We start from the raw sequence: 17822 nt of genomic DNA, 5'->3' as shown, positions 1-17822 counted from the left end.
GGGGCTCTCGCTGCAGCGTTAGCGCGATTTTTCCAGCAGTGCGTAAAAAAAGCCGTCGTGGTCACCCAAACGATTGTCGGCCACGGAGCCGTCTTTGGCAGCTTTGCCAGGTATTAAATGGCCGGGAGCAGGCAAGCTGGTGGCCGTAGTGTTGCGTGCAAGAAACGCTTTCATCTGTGCGTCGCCCTCGGCCTTGAAGATGGAGCAGGTGCAATACACCATGCGCCCACCGGGCTTGAGCAGCGGCCACAGCTTGTCCAGCAACTGAGACTGGATCTGCGCCAGCTGGGCCACATCGCTTTCACGGCGCAGCCAGCGCACATCAGGCTGGCGACGCACGATGCCCGATGCCGTGCAAGGCGCATCCAGCAAGATGGCGTCGAACTGCTGACCACCGCATTGCGATTCAAACCAGGCCTCGGGCTTGCCTGCATCGGCCACCAGCACCTGGGCCTGCAGGTCAAGGCGCGACAGGGTTTCGCCAATGCGGCGTGCACGCTCGGGGTCAATTTCCAGCGCGGTCACCTGCAGGCTACCGGGCTCGCCGCGCTCCAGCAGGTGGGCCGTCTTGCCACCAGGTGCAGCGCAGGCATCCAGCACACGCAGAGCGCGGCCCTGTGGCTGCTTCAGCCCCTGCAGCAGCAAGGGCGCCGCAGCTTGCGCGGCAGCATCCTGCACCGAGGCCCAGCCTTCAGCGAAGTGAGGCAGTTCCTGCACAGGGGCAGCTTGCAGCAATTGCAGGCCATGTTCCGCCACCGGCAAAGACTCTAAATTCATAGCAGCAAGCGCAGATTGATACTGGGCTTGCGTGCATTTTTGCGCATTGACGCGCAAAGTCATCGGCGGCTGGGCATTGTTGGCAGCCAAGATCAGTTGCCAGTCTTCGGGATGGTCTTTCTTCAACCGCGCAATCCACCATGCGGGGTGGTTCCAGACGGCCACAGGGTCGCCATCCGTGACCGCGACCAGTTCATCGCGCTCGCGCAGAAAGCGGCGCAGGCAGCCGTTGATAAAGCCCGATTGCGCACGCGCAGTGCCGCGCTTGGCCACCTCCACCGCTTGATTGACCAGCGTGAATGGTGGGTAAGGCGCATGGGCCTCATCCCAGGCCAGAGCCAGGGCTGTGTTCAGCAAGGCGCTGACCTTGGGTGCAGGCGCGCGGGATACCAGCTGCTTTTGCAGTGCCTGGGCGCGCCCCAGATTGCGCAAGACCTGAAACAGCAAAGCCTGCACGCCAGGGCGCAAACGCTGCGGCACCTGCGCCAGCACAGACTTGCTGGACTGCCCACCCAGAATGCCATGCAGGGCCTGCGCAACGGCTTCCAGCTGCTGCCACAGCGCCGGAGCAGCGTTCGCAGGCTGGCCGGCACCGGCATTTTTTGGTCGAGAGGGGGTGGAAGTCATGAAATTCAAAAAACGGATCAATCGTGAAAAGAAAAACGCTCCCGTCTGCACAGGGCAGAGCGGGAGCGCGGTGCATCAGCAGTGAACCGGGGCTGCAGACAGCACCGGATCAGCGCCTGGCTTACTCAGCCGATGCGTCGCCAGCAGGAGCGACTTCAGCATCGTCAGCCGAGATACCGGCCAGTTCCGCTTCTTCAGCCTCGGCAATGGCGCGGCGCTCTGCGTCGTCCATTTCGTCCTTGGCCTTGCGTGCCTGGTGGTAAGCCAGGCCGGTACCGGCAGGAATCAGACGACCCACAATGACGTTTTCCTTCAGGCCGCGCAGCTCGTCGCGCTTGCCCATGATGGCAGCTTCGGTCAGCACGCGGGTTGTTTCCTGGAAGGAAGCAGCCGAGATGAAGGAGTCGGTCGACAGCGAAGCCTTGGTAATACCCAGCAGCACGTTGGAGTACGTAGCAGGCAGCTTGCCTTCCTTCTGCATGGCTTCGTTGGTGTTGAGCACTTCGGAGCGCTCGACCTGCTCACCCTGGATGTAGGTGGTATCGCCAGAGTTTTCGATGATCACGCGACGCAGCATCTGGCGAACGATCACCTCGATGTGCTTGTCGTTAATCTTCACGCCCTGCAAGCGGTACACGTCCTGCACTTCGTCCACGATGTAGCGCGACAGCTCTTCGATACCCAGCAGACGCAGGATGTCTTGTGGGTCGGCTGGGCCGTCCACAATCGATTCACCCTTGTTCACCACCTGGCCTTCGTGGACCAGAATGTTGCGTTCCTTGGGCACCAGCTCTTCCCAGACCTTACCTTCCAGATCAGTGATCTGCAGACGAATCTTGCCCTTGGTTTCCTTACCGAAGGACACAGTACCGGTCATCTCGGCCAGAGTGCCCTTGTCCTTGGGTGTACGGGCTTCGAACAGCTCGGCCACACGAGGCAGACCACCGGTAATGTCTCGGGTCTTCTGACCTTCCACAGGGATACGGGCCAGCACCTCGCCAGGACCCACGTCCTGGTCGTCGCGCACCTGAATCAGAGCGCCAACCTGGAAGCCGATCGTCACAGCGTGGTCGGTACCAGGAATCTTGACTTCCTGGCCGTTGGCATCGATCAGCTTGACCTGAGGACGCACCACCTTGGCAGAGCCGCGACGCTTGGGGTCGATCACCACCAGAGTGGACAGACCGGTCACTTCGTCGACCTGCTTGGCCACTGTCAGACCTTCTTCCACGTTCTCGAACTTCACCTGACCGGCGTATTCGGTAATGATGGGGCGGGTCAGTGGGTCCCAATTCGCCAGGATCTTGCCAGCCTTGATGACTTCATCAGGCTTGATGGTCAGCACAGCGCCGTAAGGCACTTTATGACGCTCACGCTCACGGCCGTTTTCGCTGATCACGATTTCGCCGGAACGGGAAATCACCACCAACTCACCCTTGGTGTTGGACACATAGCGCATCGTGCTGTTGAAGCCGATGGAACCGTTGGACTTGGCTTCCACGCTCGAAGCGATGGCCGCACGCGAAGCCGCACCACCAATGTGGAACGTACGCATGGTCAGCTGGGTACCGGGTTCACCGATGGACTGGGCGGCGATCACACCCACGGCTTCGCCGAGGTTGATCAGACCACCACGGCCCAAGTCGCGGCCGTAGCAGGTTGCGCACAGGCCGAAGCGGGTTTCACAGGTCAGAGCGGTACGAACCTTGATTTCGTCCACGCCCTGGTTTTCCAGCTCTTCGATGGTGTCTTCGTCCAGCAGAGTACCGGCGCGCAGCAGCACGGAGCGGTTTTCTGGGTGCAGCACGTCTTCAGCGGTCGAGCGGCCCAGCACGCGGTCGCGCAGGGATTCGATCACTTCACCGCCTTCGACGATGGCGCGCATCAGGTAGCCGTTGGAAGTGCCGCAGTCCTGTTCGTTCACGACCAAGTCTTGCGTCACGTCCACCAGACGACGAGTCAGGTAACCGGAGTTAGCCGTCTTCAGCGCCGTGTCGGCCAGACCCTTACGAGCACCGTGGGTCGAGATGAAGTACTGCAGAACGTTCAGGCCTTCGCGGAAGTTCGCGGTAATAGGCGTCTCGATAATCGAGCCGTCTGGCTTGGCCATCAGGCCACGCATACCAGCCAACTGACGAATCTGAGCGGCAGAACCACGGGCGCCGGAGTCGGCCATCATGTAAATCGCGTTGAACGATTCCTGATCGACAACATTGCCATGACGGTCAGTGGTCTTCTGAACCTTCAGCTGGTCCATCATCACCTTGGACACGTCGTCACCGGCCTTGCCCCAGATGTCCACCACCTTGTTGTAGCGCTCGCCAGAGGTCACCAGACCCGAGACGTACTGCTGCTCGATTTCCTTCACTTCGGACTCTGCGCGGGCCAGGATGTCGGCCTTTTGCGGAGGCACCAGCATGTCGTCGATGGAGATCGAGATACCAGCGTGGGTAGACAGACGGAAACCGTTTTGCAGCAGCTTGTCGGCGAACACCACGGTTGCCTTCAGGCCGCACTTGCGGAACGAAGCGTTGATCAGCTTCGAGATTTCCTTCTTCTTCAGCGCCTTGTTCATGTTGCTGAAAGCCAGGCCCTTGGGCAGGATTTCAGACAGCAGAGCACGACCCACCGTGGTTTCGACCAAGGAAGTGGAAGGCTCGAATTCGCCAGTTTCCTTGTTCTTGTTCCACTCGGTCAGGCGCACGCTGATCTTGGCGTGCAGTTCGGTCTCGCCCGCATCCAGAGCGCGTTGCAGCTCCATCAGGTCGGCAAACACCATGCCTTCGCCCTTGCCGTTGATCTTTTCACGCGTGGCGTGATACAGACCCAGCACCACGTCCTGAGAAGGAACGATGGAGGGTTCACCCGAAGCGGGGAACAGCACGTTGTTGGAGGCCAGCATCAGCACGCGAGCTTCCATCTGTGCTTCCACAGACAGAGGGACGTGAACAGCCATCTGGTCACCGTCGAAGTCGGCGTTGAACGCAGCGCAAACCAGCGGGTGCAGTTGCAGGGCCTTGCCTTCAATCAGGATAGGCTCAAACGCTTGGATACCCAGACGGTGCAGCGTAGGCGCACGGTTGAGCATGATGGGGTGTTCCTTGATGACTTCTTCAAGGATGTCCCACACCACGGGCGTACCGGCTTCCACTTCCTTCTTCGCCGCCTTGATGGTCGTGGCGATGCCACGTTGCTCCAGCTGGGCAAAGATGAAGGGCTTGAACAGTTCCAGCGCCATCAGCTTGGGCAGACCGCACTGGTGCAGCTTGAGGTAAGGACCCACGGTAATCACGGAACGACCGGAGTAGTCCACGCGCTTACCCAGCAAGTTCTGACGGAAACGACCAGACTTACCCTTGATCATGTCGGCCAGAGACTTCAGAGCACGCTTGTTGGCGCCCGTCATGGCCTTGCCGCGACGGCCGTTGTCCAGCAGCGAGTCCACCGCTTCTTGCAACATGCGCTTTTCATTGCGAGCAATGATTTCGGGAGCCTTCAGCTCCAGCAGACGGCGCAGACGCGAGTTACGGTTAATAACGCGGCGGTACAGGTCGTTCAGGTCGGACGTAGCGAAACGGCCACCGTCCAGAGGCACCAAAGGACGCAGATCGGGAGGCAGCACGGGCAGCACTTCCATCACCATCCAGCCGGGCTTGATACCGGACTTCTTGAACGCTTCCAGCAGCTTCAGGCGCTTGGCGTTCTTCTTGACCTTGACTTCGGAGCCGGTCAGATCGTTGCGCAGGCGCTCGATCTCGACGTCGATGTCGATGCCTTCCAGCAGGTCCTTGATACCTTCAGCGCCCATCTTGGCGGTGAATTCGTCGTAACCGTATTCCAGCTGCTTGGCGTCGTAGTCGTCCTCGGTCATGATGCTGAACTTCTTCAGCGGAGTCATGCCGGGGTCGGTCACCACATAGGCTTCGAAGTACAGCACACGCTCGATGTCACGCAGCGTCATGTCCAGCACCAGGCCCAGGCGCGAAGGCAGGGACTTCAGGAACCAGATGTGGGCGCAAGGCGCGGCCAGATCGATGTGACCCATGCGTTCGCGACGCACCTTGGTCTGTGTGACTTCAACGCCGCACTTCTCGCAGATCACACCGCGGTGCTTGAGGCGCTTGTACTTGCCGCACAGGCATTCGTAGTCCTTGATCGGGCCAAAGATCTTGGCGCAGAACAGACCATCACGCTCGGGCTTGAAGGTACGGTAGTTGATCGTCTCGGGCTTCTTCACTTCACCGAAAGACCACGAACGGATCTTCTCGGGCGAGGCCAGGCCGATCTTGATGGCATCGAAATGCTCATCAGGCGTAAATTGCTTGAACAGGTCGAGTAGCGATTTCATGTAACTCTTTCCTTTTCGTCAAAAATCATTGCAGCCACCGCTGGATTTGCCTTGGTTTCAGCAACGAACCAAGCGCAAATCCTTTGTTTTAAAGCGGTTGCAGCTCTCTGTTTAATAGGGCTTAAGAACGTTCGAGCTCGATGTCCAAGCCCAGAGAGCGGATTTCCTTGACCAGCACGTTGAACGATTCGGGCATGCCCGCTTCGATCGAGTGCTCGCCCTTGACGATGGACTCGTACACCTTGGTACGGCCTTGCACGTCGTCGGACTTCACGGTCAGCATTTCCTGCAGCACGTAAGCGGCGCCGTAAGCTTCCAGCGCCCACACTTCCATTTCACCGAAACGCTGGCCACCGAACTGGGCCTTACCGCCCAGAGGTTGCTGCGTCACCAGAGAGTAAGGACCGGTGGAACGGGCGTGCATCTTGTCATCGACCAAGTGGTGCAGCTTCAGGTAGTGCATGTAGCCGATGGTGGTCGGACGCTCGAAGCGCTCGCCAGTACGGCCGTCATACAGGTAAGCCTGTGTACGTGTCTCGGTCAGACCCTTGGCGGCGGCGATGTCGTCGGGATAGGCCAGCTTCAGCATGTCCTTGATCTCGGCTTCGGAGGCACCGTCGAACACGGGGGTTGCGAAAGGCACGCCAGTGGTCAATTCCTTGGCCATGGACATGACTTCTGTGTCACCCAGTTGCGACAGATCTTCCTTGCGACCGCTGCGGTTGTAGATCTCTTCCAGGAAGGAGCGCACTTCAGCAGCACGGGCTTCCTTTTGCAGCATGTCGCCAATGCGCTGGCCCAGACCCTTGCCGGCCCAGCCCAAGTGCACTTCCAGCACCTGACCGATGTTCATACGCGAAGGCACGCCCAGCGGGTTCAGCACGATGTCGGCGGTGGAGCCATCAGCCAGGAAAGGCATGTCTTCCACAGGAGTGATCTTGGAGACCACACCCTTGTTACCGTGACGACCGGCCATCTTGTCACCGGGCTGCAGACGACGCTTGACAGCCAGGTACACCTTGACCATCTTCAGCACGCCAGCAGGCAGCTCGTCGCCTTGCGTGAGCTTCTTGCGCTTTTCTTCGAACGCCAGGTCGAAGGTGTGACGCTGCTGCTCGATGGAGTTCTTGATGGACTCCAGCTGAGCGGCCACATCGTCTTCGGCAGGGCGAATATCGAACCAGTGGAACTTCTCCACGCCGTCCAGATACGCCTTGTCGATCTTGGCGCCCTTGGACAGCTTCTGAGGACCACCGTTGGCCACGCGGCCAGTCAGCAGCTTCTCGATACGGTCGAAGGAGTCAGCCTCCACGATACGCAGCTGGTCGTTCAGGTCCAGACGGAAGCGCTTCAGTTCATCGTCAATGATCTGCTGAGCACGCTTGTCACGCTGGATGCCTTCACGGGTGAAGACTTGCACGTCGATCACGGTGCCGGACGAACCCTGGTCCACACGCAGCGAGGTGTCCTTCACGTCGGAAGCCTTCTCGCCGAAGATGGCGCGCAGCAGCTTCTCTTCAGGCGTCAGCGTGGTTTCACCCTTAGGTGTCACCTTGCCCACCAGCACGTCGCCGGGCTGCACTTCGGCGCCCACGTAGATGATGCCGGACTCGTCCAGACGGTTCAGTTGCTGTTCCGACAGGTTCGGAATGTCGCGCGTGATTTCTTCTGGGCCAAGCTTCGTGTCACGAGCCATGACCACGAGTTCTTCGATGTGGATCGAGGTGTAGCGATCGTCAGCAACGATGCGCTCGTTGATCATCACCGAGTCTTCGTAGTTGTAGCCGTTCCAGGGCATGAAGGCGATCAGCATGTTCTGACCGATGGCGATTTCGCCCAGGTCGGTAGAAGCGCCGTCAGCCAGCACGTCACCAGCAGCCAGCTTGTCGCCACGGCTGACGATAGGACGCTGGTGAATGTTGGTGTTCTGGTTGGAACGCTGATACTTGATCAGGTTGTAGATGTCCACGCCGACTTCGCCAGCAACGGCTTCGTCGTCGTTCACGCGGATCACGATACGGGTCGCGTCAACGTAGTCCACGATACCGCCACGCTTGGCAGTGACCACGGTGCCGGAGTCAACCGCAGCAACGCGCTCGATGCCGGTACCGACCATGGGCTTTTCAGGACGCAGCACAGGCACGGCCTGACGCGACATGTTGGCGCCCATCAAGGCACGGTTCGCGTCATCGTGTTCCAGGAACGGAATCAGCGAAGCGGCCACGGACACGATCTGCGCAGGCGACACGTCCATGTACTGCACGCGCTCTGGCGACAGCAGGGTCGATTCACCCTTTTCACGGGCAGACACCAGCTCGCCCACCAGACGGCCTTCGGCATCCAGATCGGCGTTGGCCTGAGCGATGACGTACTTGCCTTCTTCGATGGCCGACAGGTAGTCGATGTCCATCGTGACCTTGCCATCCACCACGCGACGGTACGGAGTTTCAATGAAGCCGTACTCGTTCAGGCGGGCGTACAGAGCCAGCGAGTTGATCAGACCAATGTTTGGACCTTCAGGCGTTTCGATAGGGCAGACGCGACCGTAGTGGGTCACGTGCACGTCACGCACTTCAAAGCCAGCACGTTCGCGGGTCAGACCGCCTGGGCCCAGGGCGGAAACACGACGCTTGTGCGTGATTTCTGCCAGAGGGTTGGTCTGGTCCATGAACTGCGACAGCTGCGAAGCACCGAAGAACTCCTTCAGAGCCGCAGAGATGGGCTTGGAGTTGATCAGGTCGTGAGGCATCAGGGGCTCTTGCTCAGCCTGACCCAGACGTTCCTTCACAGCCTTTTCGATACGTGCCAGACCGGTGCGGTACTGGTTTTCGGCCAGTTCGCCCACGCAACGCACGCGGCGGTTGCCCAGGTGGTCGATATCGTCGACTTCGCCACGGCCATTGCGCAGGTCCACCAGAATCTTGACCACAGCCAGGATGTCTTCGTTGGACAGCACCATGGGGCCGGTTGCGCCTTCGCGACCGATCTTGGCGTTGAACTTCATACGACCCACGCGCGACAGATCATACGTGTCGGCGTTGTAGAACAGGCGCTGGAACAGGGCCTGCACGGCGTCCTCGGTGGGAGGCTCACCAGGGCGCATCATGCGGTAGATGGCAACGCGGGCTGCGAACTCGTCCACGGTTTCATCGGTACGCAGAGTCTGCGAGATGTAAGCGCCTTGGTCCAGTTCGTTGGTGTAGATGCACTGAACATCTTGCACACCAGCGCTACGCAGCTTCTTGAGCAGTGCTTCGGTCAGTTCTTCGTTGGCCTTGGCAATGATTTCGCCAGTGTCTGGGTCAACGATGTTCTTGGCCAGCACGCGGCCCAGCAGGAAGTCTTCAGGCACGCTGACGAACTTGGTGCCGGACTGCTCCAGCTCGCGGGTGTGGCGAGCAGTGATGCGCTTGTCCTTGGCCACGACAACCTTGCCAGCCTTGTCGGTGATGTCGAAACGTGCGACTTCTCCCTTCAGGCGGTCAGCCACAAATTCCATCTGCGCACCGCTGTCCATCAGGCGGAAGTTGTCGTTCACGAAGAACGTCGCCAGGATGGTTTCGGGCGTCATGCCGATGGCCTTCAGCAGGATAGACACCGGCATCTTGCGGCGACGGTCCACACGGAAGTACAGCAGGTCCTTGGGGTCGAACTCAAAGTCCAGCCAGGAGCCGCGGTAAGGAATGATACGAGCCGAGAACAGCAGCTTGCCCGAGCTATGGGTCTTGCCCTTGTCGTGCTCGAAGAACACGCCGGGCGAACGGTGCAGCTGAGACACGATCACGCGCTCGGTACCGTTGATGATGAACGAACCCTTGTCGGTCATCAGGGGCACTTCGCCCATGTAGACCTCTTGCTCCTTCACTTCCTTGACCACCTTGGACTGAGCCGTGGAAGACTCACGGTCATAGATGATCAACTGCACTTTGGCGCGCACAGCGGAAGCAAAGGTCAGACCGCGGGTCTGGCACTCACGCACGTCGAAAGCAGGTTTGGCGAGGTTGTACTCGACAAACTTCATCTCTACAAAACCATTGTGAGAGACGATGGGGAAGGCAGAATCGAAAGCCGCTTGCAGGCCATCGATGGTACGTTTTTTGGGGGCTACATCTGCCTGCAGGAATGCGGTATAGGCATCTTTTTGCATCTGCAGCAGATAAGGCACTTCGAGCACGCTATCGCGGCTCCCGAAGCTTTTGCGGATTCGCTTGCGTTCGGTATAAGAATAGGCCATGAGATCTCCGGGCAAAGACATGAGTCCTGGGTCTGCGACGACTGCCCCACAGGGGAATTCACCCTGCGGGCTTGGCGGTTGGCCACTACCAACCATGGCTGACGGCGATGCGTTGCACATCGCCCGAACCAAGGCATCTTCTGCTGTCGGATTGTCAGAAGACACTAAAAAGCAGACTCCGTCAGAAACCTGCTTTTTGGTGTGTTCTTTCAGCGCGTTCCACAAGCGCCAAAGGCTGGAGACCCTTTTGAGAGTCTCCAGCCCTTGATTTCACTGAATTACTTCAGTTCAGCCTTAGCACCGGCTTCCACCAGCTTCTTCACAGCGGCTTCAGCGTCAGCCTTAGGAGCGGCTTCCTTAACAGTCTTAGGAGCGCCGTCAACCAGATCCTTAGCTTCCTTCAGACCCAGGCCGGTGATTTCACGCACAGCCTTAATCACGGACACCTTGTTGGCGCCAGCTTCAGTCAGAACGACGTCGAAGTCGGTCTTTTCTTCAGCAGCAGCAGCACCAGCGCCAGCGCCGCCAGCAGCGGGAGCAGCCATAGCAGCGGCGGACACGCCAAACTTCTCTTCAATTGCCTTGACCAGGTCGTTCAGTTCCAGAACAGTCATGCTGTCCAGGGCGGTCAGGAATGCGTCTTTATCGAATGCCATTTTGATTTCCTAAATCTATGTTGGTTTGTTTTGCCGCAATTAAGCTGCAGCTGCCTCGGCGGAACCTTCGCTCTTCTTTGCAGCCAGAGCGCCCAGCACAACGGCTGTACGCGACATAGGCGACATGAGCAAGCCGCACAGTTGTGCGAGCAGGACTTCCTTGGAGGGGATATTTGCCAGTTGCTTAACGCCGTTGACGTCCAGGGCCTTGCCTGCAAACGCGCCACCGCGAATCACCAACTTGTCGTTGGTCTTCGCGAAGTCGGCCACCACCTTAGCGGCAGCCACTGCGTCTTCAGAGAAGCCATAGACCAGCGGGCCAGTCATCTGGTCAGCCACCACGTCAAACTGGCTGCCAGCCACAGCACGGCGGGCCAGGGTGTTCTTCAACACGCTGAGGCTCACGCCCTTGCTGCGTGCATCAGCGCGCAGTTTGGTCATGTCGGCGACCGTGATGCCACGGTATTCCGCGATCACAAGCGTTTGAGCTTTAGCGGCGAGGCTGGTCACTTCATTGATGACCGCTTCTTTCTCACTGCGATTCAGACTCAAGGTCTACTCCTTAAATGCGCATTTGGAGCGAACTCCGCATGCGCGCTCTTGTTGCAGCGACCAACTGTTTTGGAAATTTTCCATCTGCAGCGGGATCGCCATCTGCGTTGGTCGTCATGATTAAGTGATCGAATCACACCAACGGTCTTGGATGACCCACCCGGGTTGACACCCGGATGACCCACCACACCAGATGAACCGAAGCTCATCTGACGATTTCTAGCAATTACGCCGAGATGGTTTGTGTGTCGACGCGAACGCCCACACCCATGGTCGACGAGACCGCAACCTTGCGCAGGTACAGACCCTTGCTGGTAGCAGGCTTAGCCTTGTTCAGGGCGTCGATCAGAGCGGCCAGGTTGCCCTGCAGCTTGTCAGCATCGAACGAGCGACGGCCGATCGTGCCGTGGATGATACCGGCCTTGTCCACGCGGAACTGCACTTGACCAGCCTTGGCGTTCTTCACAGCCGTAGCGACGTCAGGAGTCACAGTACCAACCTTGGGGTTAGGCATCAGACCACGTGGGCCCAGGATCTGACCCAGCTGACCCACAACGCGCATAGCGTCAGGAGCAGCGATCACCACGTCGAAAGGCATATCACCGGCCTTGACCATAGCGGCCAGGTCGTCCATACCCACCACGTCAGCACCAGCGGCCTTGGCTTCTTCAGCCTTGGCGCCTTGTGCGAACACGGCAACGCGAGCAGTCTTACCAGTACCGTGAGGCAGCACCACAGCGCCACGCACCACTTGGTCCGACTTCTTGGCATCCACGCCCAGTTGCACGGCCACGTCGATGGATTCATCGAACTTGGCAGTTGCAGCTTCCTTCACCAGCGCCACAGCGTCAGCGAAAGAGTACAGCTTGGTGGAGTCCACCTTGCCTTGGAGAGCTTTTTGCTTCTTGGTCAACTTGGCCATTTACACACCCTCCACGATCACGCCCATCGAACGGGCAGAACCAGCCAGCGTACGCACAGCGGCGTCAACGTCAGCGGCGTTCATGTCCTTCAGCTTGGTCTTGGCGATTTCTTCCAGCTGAGCACGTGTGATCTTGCCGACCTTGTTCTTCAGAGGATTGGAAGAACCCTTGTCCAGCTTCACAGCCTTCTTGATCAGAACGGTTGCGGGAGGGGTCTTGATGATGAACGTGAAGCTCTTGTCAGCAAAAGCTGTGATCACCACTGGCAGAGGCAGGCCGGGCTCGACACCTTGGGTCTGGGCGTTGAACGCCTTGCAGAATTCCATGATGTTGAGGCCGCGCTGACCCAGCGCAGGACCGATAGGAGGAGAAGGATTGGCCTTACCAGCTGGCACTTGCAGCTTGATGAAGCCGACGATTTTTTTCGCCATGTTGAGCTCCTTACGGGTATAGCGCCACATGCAGTATCTGCACACAGCTCCCCGAGGTTGCTGACTCTATAAAAAAGCTTCGCATCGAGTCAAAAAATGCGAAGCCCTAGATTCTATTGCGAATCTCAAGTTTTCTCAACTTGAGAGAATTCCAATTCCACAGGAGTTGCACGGCCAAAGATGGTGACCGATACGCGCAGACGGCTCTTTTCGTAGTTGACTTCTTCAACAGAACCATTGAAGTCTGCAAAAGGACCTTCCTTGACGCGCACCATTTCGCCAACCATGAACTCGATCTTGTGGCGAGGCTTCTCAGTGCCTTCCTGCATCTGATCGACGATCTTGCGAATTTCGTCTTCAGAAATAGGAGCAGGACGATTCTTGGCGCCACCCACAAAGCCTGTCACCTTGCTGGTGTGCTTGACCAGGTGCCAAGTGTCATCTTCCATGACCATCTCGACAAACACATAGCCAGGGAACAAGCGGCGCTCAGTCGTGCGACGAGCACCATTGCGCATCTCAACAACTTCTTCGGAAGGCACCAGAATGCGTCCAAACTTGGACTGCATACCCGAGCGAGCAATACGCTCGGTGATGTTGCGCTCAACCGCTTTTTCCATACCCGAGTAGGCATGGACGATATACCAGCGCAGATCCGGATTAGCAGATGCTGCAGCTCCACCATTCACATCTGTATCGACAGCATCAGCCATTACTTCCTCCAGCCCAGAATCAGGTCGTACAAAACCCATTCCAGAGTCTTATCGGTGAACCACAAGAACAAGGCCATCACCACCACAAAGGCAAACACATACAAAGTCATTTGCAGAGTTTCCTTGCGGGTAGGCCAGACGACCTTCTTCACTTCGCGCCAGGCATCCTGCGCAAAGCCCGTAAAACGTTTACCAGGCTCAGAGATCAGGAACACGCCAGCCGCAGCCAACAAACCCACAATCAAAGCAGCCCACTGCGCCACTGGTCCTTGCTTGCTCAGCAGATAAAAACCAGCAATTGCAGCAACAACTAAAGCCGCAACTGCGGCAAGCTTTGCTTTGTCAGCGCCTGAGCTGACTGTATCAATCTGAGTAGTGGCCATATTTCATTTCAAATGTACAAATACTTTGCACAATTTCCAGACGACGAAGCCCGCCAAAGGCGGGCTCTCGTTGATTCCACCATTAAGAGGTGGCAGGGGCAGTAGGAATCGAACCTACAACCTTCGGTTTTGGAGACCGACGCTCTGCCAATTGAGCTATACCCCTACAAACCAATAATTAAGCAATGATCTTGGCAACCACACCGGCACCAACAGTACGACCACCTTCGCGGATAGCGAAGCGCAGACCTTCTTCCATAGCGATAGGAGCGATCAGCTTCACAGTGATCGACACGTTATCACCAGGCATCACCATTTCCTTACCTTCTGGCAGTTCGATGGAGCCGGTCACGTCAGTTGTACGGAAGTAGAACTGAGGACGGTAGTTGTTGAAGAAAGGAGTGTGGCGGCCGCCTTCGTCCTTGGACAGCACATACACTTCAGCGGTGAAGTGAGTGTGGGGCTTGATCGAACCGGGCTTGCACAGCACTTGGCCACGTTCCACGTCTTCACGCTTGGTGCCGCGCAGCAGCAGACCCACGTTGTCGCCAGCTTGACCTTGGTCCAGCAGCTTGCGGAACATTTCCACGCCAGTGACGGTAGTCTTGACGGTGTCCTTGATACCGACGATTTCGATTTCTTCGCCGACCTTGATGATGCCGCGCTCGATACGGCCAGTCACCACGGTACCGCGACCGGAGATGGAGAACACGTCTTCCACAGGCATCACGAAGGCGCCGTCAACAGCACGCTCGGGAGTGGGGATGTATGTGTCCAGAGCTTCGGCCAGCTTCAGGATAGCAGGCTCGCCCTTGTCGGACTGGTCACCTTCCAGGGCCAGCTTAGCGGAGCCGCGGATGATGGGAGTGTCGTCGCCGGGGAAGTCGTACTTGGACAGCAGCTCGCGCACTTCCATTTCGACCAGTTCCAGCAGTTCTTCGTCGTCCACCATGTCAGCCTTGTTCAGGAAGACGATGATGTAAGGAACGCCCACCTGGCGGGACAGCAGGATGTGCTCGCGAGTCTGGGGCATGGGGCCGTCAGCAGCGGAGCAAACCAGGATAGCACCGTCCATCTGAGCAGCACCGGTAATCATGTTCTTCACATAGTCAGCGTGACCGGGGCAGTCAACGTGAGCATAGTGACGAGCAGCGGTTTCGTACTCAACGTGCGAGGTGTTGATCGTGATACCACGGGCCTTTTCTTCAGGCGCGTTGTCGATCTGCGAGTAGTCCTTGGCTTCGCCGCCGAAGTGCTTGGACAGCACAGTGGCGATAGCAGCAGTCAGAGTGGTCTTGCCGTGGTCAACGTGACCGATGGTGCCCACGTTCACGTGGGGCTTGGTGCGCTCGAATTTTTCTTTTGCCATTTTTCCGACTCCGAAAAAACTAAATTACTGCAAGAGGATATCGGCGCAACCCTATCAAGCGAGCGCACCAGAAAATGGTGCCCATGGCGGGAATCGGACCCGCGACCTCTCCCTTACCAAGGGAGTGCTCTACCACTGAGCCACATGGGCATCAAAGCTGCTTTCGCAACTTCAAAAATCTTTGCTCGCAAACTGGAGCGGGAGACGGGAATCGAACCCGCGTCATTAGCTTGGAAGGCTAGGGTTCTACCATTGAACTACTCCCGCACAGATTCACTGCACGCAATCACTATTTCTAGTGATTTACTCTTCTCCATTACTGGTGGAGGGGACAGGATTCGAACCTGTGTACGCGTTAGCGGGCAGATTTACAGTCTGCTGCCTTTAACCACTCGGCCACCCCTCCGAAGAGATTTGAATTGTAGCACTGTTTTTTCAGCTCAAAAGAAATCAGGGATTTTTTTTGGTTTTTACTGATTGACAGCTTGTTGGCGCGGCTGGCGGGGATCGAACCCACGACCCTTGGCTTCGGAGGCCAATACTCTATCCACTGAGCTACAGCCGCGAATCCGTTAGTCACACCATGCATGACCGACAACAATTCAACGGCGCAATTATTGCACAGCTTTACCCCTCAGATCACGAGTTGACGCGAAATCCCAAACCAGACAAATAGACGTCAACCGACATCATTCCAACATTTACCAGCGGGAAACTACCCTCATTCAAGACCCATCCATGTATGAGACCCACAAATAGAGAGTGCAACCCCAGCGCAGCCTCCTGCGGCGATACAGCCAGCTGCAGGGATTGCTCCTGTGCGGCAAGCACCAGGTCTCTGGCGAATTTCTCCTGGGAGAGACGAGCGCTTTCTACGTGGCCTTCCCTGACATCTTCCAGCTCGCCCACATATTCCATCTTGAATAGTGCGGTCTCAAAGATCTTGCGACGGCGATCATCCCCATCCATGCTCTCGAACACGGTCAACATGGAGCGACGAATACGCTCCAGCGGGGGCAGCTCACCATACTTGTCATCGCAGATTTCATCAAACGGCATGCAGATGCGTGCCAGCATTGAAGAGAAGACATCCACTTTGTCTTTGAAGTGCCAGTACACCGCCCCCCGGGTTGCGCCTGCGCGCAGGGCGATGTCTCCCAGCGAGGTTCGCGAAACCCCTTTTTCGAAAAAAACCTCTTCAGCCGCATCCAGCAGCTTGGTCCGAGTTTCGTCGGCCTCCGCCTTGGTTCTACGCGCCATCACACATCCTTTGTCAGCACCTGATTGCCTGAGCAACCGCGAAAAACAAACTCCTACACGCCCATGGCGTCATTTCTTTAATTATACATTTATGCATGTATGTATGTATAATTCATCGTCATTGTGAAGGTGAGAGCTTTCAGTCAACATCTCTCCCTGTTTCGAGCGCTGCCCCATCTGAGCCGCGCTCTTCTGTTGTTTTTTCAAATGTCTACCGGAAGGACTTTCATGCATCCCATGTATGAAAAAAAGCAGGCTCCACAACGCCAGCCTCTGCTCGCCCCCAGCCATACACGTGCCGCTGTCATTGGTCTGTCCCTGATTGCCGCTTTGGGCCTTTCTGCCTGCAACGACAAGAAAGATGAGCAGCAAAAGGCCCAGGCAGCAGCTCAGGCCAAGCCCCCAGAAGTCGGTGTAGTGACCGTGGAATTGCAGAACGTTCCACTGGTCTCAGACCTGCCTGGTCGCCTGGAGCCATCTCGCATTGCCCAAGTACGCGCACGCGCTGCAGGTATTGTGCAAAAGCGCCTGTTCCAAGAGGGCTCGGATGTCAAGGCTGGACAAGCTCTTTTCCAGATCGACAACACGCCTTATCGCGCCAATCTGCAAAGTGCACAGGCAACGCTGGCGCAAGCCGAAGCCAATCTGGCCCAGGCCTCCGCCACGGCACGTCGCTACAAGCCTCTGGTAGAAGCCAACGCCATCAGCAAGCAGGAATACGATACGGCGATCGCCAATGAGAAGGCTGCTCTGGCACAGGTTGCAGCAGGCAAGGCTGCCGTCACCAATGCCAACGTTAACCTGGGCTACGCCAGCGTGACAGCCCCCATTTCTGGCCGAATTGGCCGCGCTCTGGTGACCGAAGGTGCACTGGTTGGCCAAGGTGATGCCACACAACTGGCTACCATCCAGCAGGTCAACCCACTGTATGTGAATGTGACCCAATCGGCCTCTGACATCATGCGCATGCGTGAAGCAGTCAATTCTGGCAAGTTAGCAAAGGTAGGCGACAACGGCATCAAAGTCCACGTCCATTTGGACGATGGCAAGGAATACCCCTTGCCCGGCAAACTGCTGTTTACCGACTTGACTGTTGACCCATCGACTGGCCAGGTCAGCGTGCGCGCCGAGCTGCCCAACCCCGAGGGAATGCTGCTGCCCGGAACCTATGTGCGCGTGCGACTGGAACAAGCCCAGATCGACAGCGCGGCGCTGATCCCTCAGCAGGCCGTAACGCGCAATGAAAAAGGCAACTTTGTGATGGTTGTTGCGGACGATGGCTCCATTGCTCCGCGCCCCGTTCAAATCAGCCAGTCTCAGGGTACCAACTGGATTGTGACTTCCGGCCTGAAAGCTGGCGAAAAAGTCATGGTGGACGGCCTGATCAAGGTCGGCATGGGCGCCAAGAAAGTGACCCCTGTGCCATGGAAGGGTAATGCTCCTGCAGCCGCGCAGCCTGCCGCCCCCGCAGCAGCCCCTGCAGCGCAGGACAAGCCCGCCGCAGCCCCATCCGCAAACGCAGACAGCACCCAGGCTGCCAAGTAAATCA

The 17822-nt window shown here is 57.6% G+C and carries 12 protein-coding genes and 5 tRNA genes; 1 reads left to right on the top strand and 16 read right to left on the bottom strand.

The window, feature by feature from the left end; translation table 11 throughout:
- Nucleotides 1–18: 18 nt before the first annotated feature.
- From rsmB to JDW18_RS01765, 16 genes are all read right to left on the bottom strand, one after another.
- Entirely contained in the window at nucleotides 19–1404 is a 1386-nt protein-coding gene (rsmB, locus tag JDW18_RS01840) for a 16S rRNA (cytosine(967)-C(5))-methyltransferase RsmB (protein WP_218242070.1), read from the bottom strand.
- A 121-nt stretch (nucleotides 1405–1525) separates the two neighbouring features.
- On the bottom strand, nucleotides 1526–5752 hold the full coding sequence (gene rpoC / locus JDW18_RS01835; RefSeq protein WP_218242069.1) for a DNA-directed RNA polymerase subunit beta': 4227 nt from the start codon (nucleotides 5750–5752) through the stop codon (nucleotides 1526–1528).
- A gap of 121 nt (nucleotides 5753–5873) precedes the next feature.
- Nucleotides 5874–9986, bottom strand: coding sequence for a DNA-directed RNA polymerase subunit beta (gene rpoB, locus JDW18_RS01830; protein WP_218242068.1), 4113 nt, complete (start codon nucleotides 9984–9986; stop codon nucleotides 5874–5876).
- Between the two features lie 278 nt (nucleotides 9987–10264).
- Nucleotides 10265–10642: a 50S ribosomal protein L7/L12 gene (rplL, locus tag JDW18_RS01825; protein WP_218242067.1), complete on the bottom strand. Its 378-nt coding sequence runs from the start codon at nucleotides 10640–10642 to the stop codon at nucleotides 10265–10267.
- Nucleotides 10643–10681: 39 nt separating this feature from the next.
- Nucleotides 10682–11194: a 50S ribosomal protein L10 gene (gene rplJ, locus JDW18_RS01820; protein ID WP_218242066.1), complete on the bottom strand. Its 513-nt coding sequence runs from the start codon at nucleotides 11192–11194 to the stop codon at nucleotides 10682–10684.
- A 226-nt stretch (nucleotides 11195–11420) separates the two neighbouring features.
- Complete coding sequence (gene rplA / locus JDW18_RS01815) at nucleotides 11421–12116, bottom strand: 50S ribosomal protein L1 (RefSeq protein WP_218242065.1); 696 nt, start codon at nucleotides 12114–12116, stop codon at nucleotides 11421–11423.
- Nucleotides 12117–12548 carry a 50S ribosomal protein L11 gene (rplK, locus tag JDW18_RS01810; RefSeq protein WP_034359623.1) on the bottom strand — a complete coding sequence of 144 codons (432 nt, stop codon included), beginning with the start codon at nucleotides 12546–12548 and terminating at the stop codon, nucleotides 12117–12119.
- A gap of 125 nt (nucleotides 12549–12673) precedes the next feature.
- A complete protein-coding gene (gene nusG, locus JDW18_RS01805; protein WP_218242064.1) occupies nucleotides 12674–13261 on the bottom strand; it encodes a transcription termination/antitermination protein NusG in 588 nt (195 codons plus the stop codon).
- A complete protein-coding gene (gene secE, locus JDW18_RS01800) occupies nucleotides 13261–13644 on the bottom strand; it encodes a preprotein translocase subunit SecE (protein ID WP_218242063.1) in 384 nt (127 codons plus the stop codon). The genes nusG and secE overlap by 1 nt, the downstream gene beginning before the upstream one ends.
- Nucleotides 13645–13734: 90 nt before the next feature.
- A tRNA-Trp gene (locus JDW18_RS01795) sits at nucleotides 13735–13810 on the bottom strand.
- A gap of 12 nt (nucleotides 13811–13822) precedes the next feature.
- Nucleotides 13823–15013 (bottom strand): elongation factor Tu, encoded by a 1191-nt coding sequence (gene tuf, locus JDW18_RS01790; protein ID WP_218242018.1) that lies wholly within the window; start codon nucleotides 15011–15013, stop codon nucleotides 13823–13825.
- A 75-nt stretch (nucleotides 15014–15088) separates the two neighbouring features.
- A tRNA-Thr gene (locus JDW18_RS01785) sits at nucleotides 15089–15163 on the bottom strand.
- Nucleotides 15164–15206: 43 nt separating this feature from the next.
- Nucleotides 15207–15280, bottom strand: a tRNA-Gly gene (locus JDW18_RS01780).
- Between the two features lie 53 nt (nucleotides 15281–15333).
- Nucleotides 15334–15419: transfer RNA gene (locus JDW18_RS01775), tRNA-Tyr, on the bottom strand.
- A gap of 83 nt (nucleotides 15420–15502) precedes the next feature.
- Nucleotides 15503–15578, bottom strand: a tRNA-Arg gene (locus JDW18_RS01770).
- Nucleotides 15579–15652: 74 nt separating this feature from the next.
- Nucleotides 15653–16273, bottom strand: a complete 621-nt coding sequence (locus JDW18_RS01765; protein ID WP_218242062.1) for a TetR family transcriptional regulator — start codon at nucleotides 16271–16273, stop codon at nucleotides 15653–15655.
- A 237-nt stretch (nucleotides 16274–16510) separates the two neighbouring features.
- Here JDW18_RS01765 and JDW18_RS01760 point away from each other — a divergent pair, with 237 nt between their 5' ends.
- Nucleotides 16511–17818, top strand: a complete 1308-nt coding sequence (locus JDW18_RS01760) for an efflux RND transporter periplasmic adaptor subunit (protein ID WP_218243743.1) — start codon at nucleotides 16511–16513, stop codon at nucleotides 17816–17818.
- The last annotated feature ends 4 nt before the right edge of the window (nucleotides 17819–17822 follow it).

It is taken from the genome of Comamonas fluminis (genome assembly GCF_019186805.1).
Lineage (GTDB): Bacteria > Pseudomonadota > Gammaproteobacteria > Burkholderiales > Burkholderiaceae_C > Comamonas > Comamonas fluminis.
This window is presented reverse-complemented; position numbering and strand designations above follow the sequence as displayed.

Bases quoted from the DNA above. Each gene is read 5' to 3' on its own strand.
- rsmB (WP_218242070.1), bottom strand. From the start codon at position 1,404: ATGACTTCCACCCCCTCTCGACCAAAAAATGCCGGTGCCGGCCAGCCT.
- rpoC (WP_218242069.1), bottom strand. From the start codon at position 5,752: ATGAAATCGCTACTCGACCTGTTCAAGCAATTTACGCCTGATGAGCAT.
- rpoB (WP_218242068.1), bottom strand. From the start codon at position 9,986: ATGGCCTATTCTTATACCGAACGCAAGCGAATCCGCAAAAGCTTCGGG.
- rplL (WP_218242067.1), bottom strand. From the start codon at position 10,642: ATGGCATTCGATAAAGACGCATTCCTGACCGCCCTGGACAGCATGACT.
- rplA (WP_218242065.1), bottom strand. From the start codon at position 12,116: ATGGCCAAGTTGACCAAGAAGCAAAAAGCTCTCCAAGGCAAGGTGGAC.
- rplK (WP_034359623.1), bottom strand. From the start codon at position 12,548: ATGGCGAAAAAAATCGTCGGCTTCATCAAGCTGCAAGTGCCAGCTGGT.
- nusG (WP_218242064.1), bottom strand. From the start codon at position 13,261: ATGGCTGATGCTGTCGATACAGATGTGAATGGTGGAGCTGCAGCATCT.
- secE (WP_218242063.1), bottom strand. From the start codon at position 13,644: ATGGCCACTACTCAGATTGATACAGTCAGCTCAGGCGCTGACAAAGCA.
- tuf (WP_218242018.1), bottom strand. From the start codon at position 15,013: ATGGCAAAAGAAAAATTCGAGCGCACCAAGCCCCACGTGAACGTGGGC.
- JDW18_RS01765 (WP_218242062.1), bottom strand. From the start codon at position 16,273: ATGGCGCGTAGAACCAAGGCGGAGGCCGACGAAACTCGGACCAAGCTG.
- JDW18_RS01760 (WP_218243743.1), top strand. From the start codon at position 16,511: ATGTATGAAAAAAAGCAGGCTCCACAACGCCAGCCTCTGCTCGCCCCC.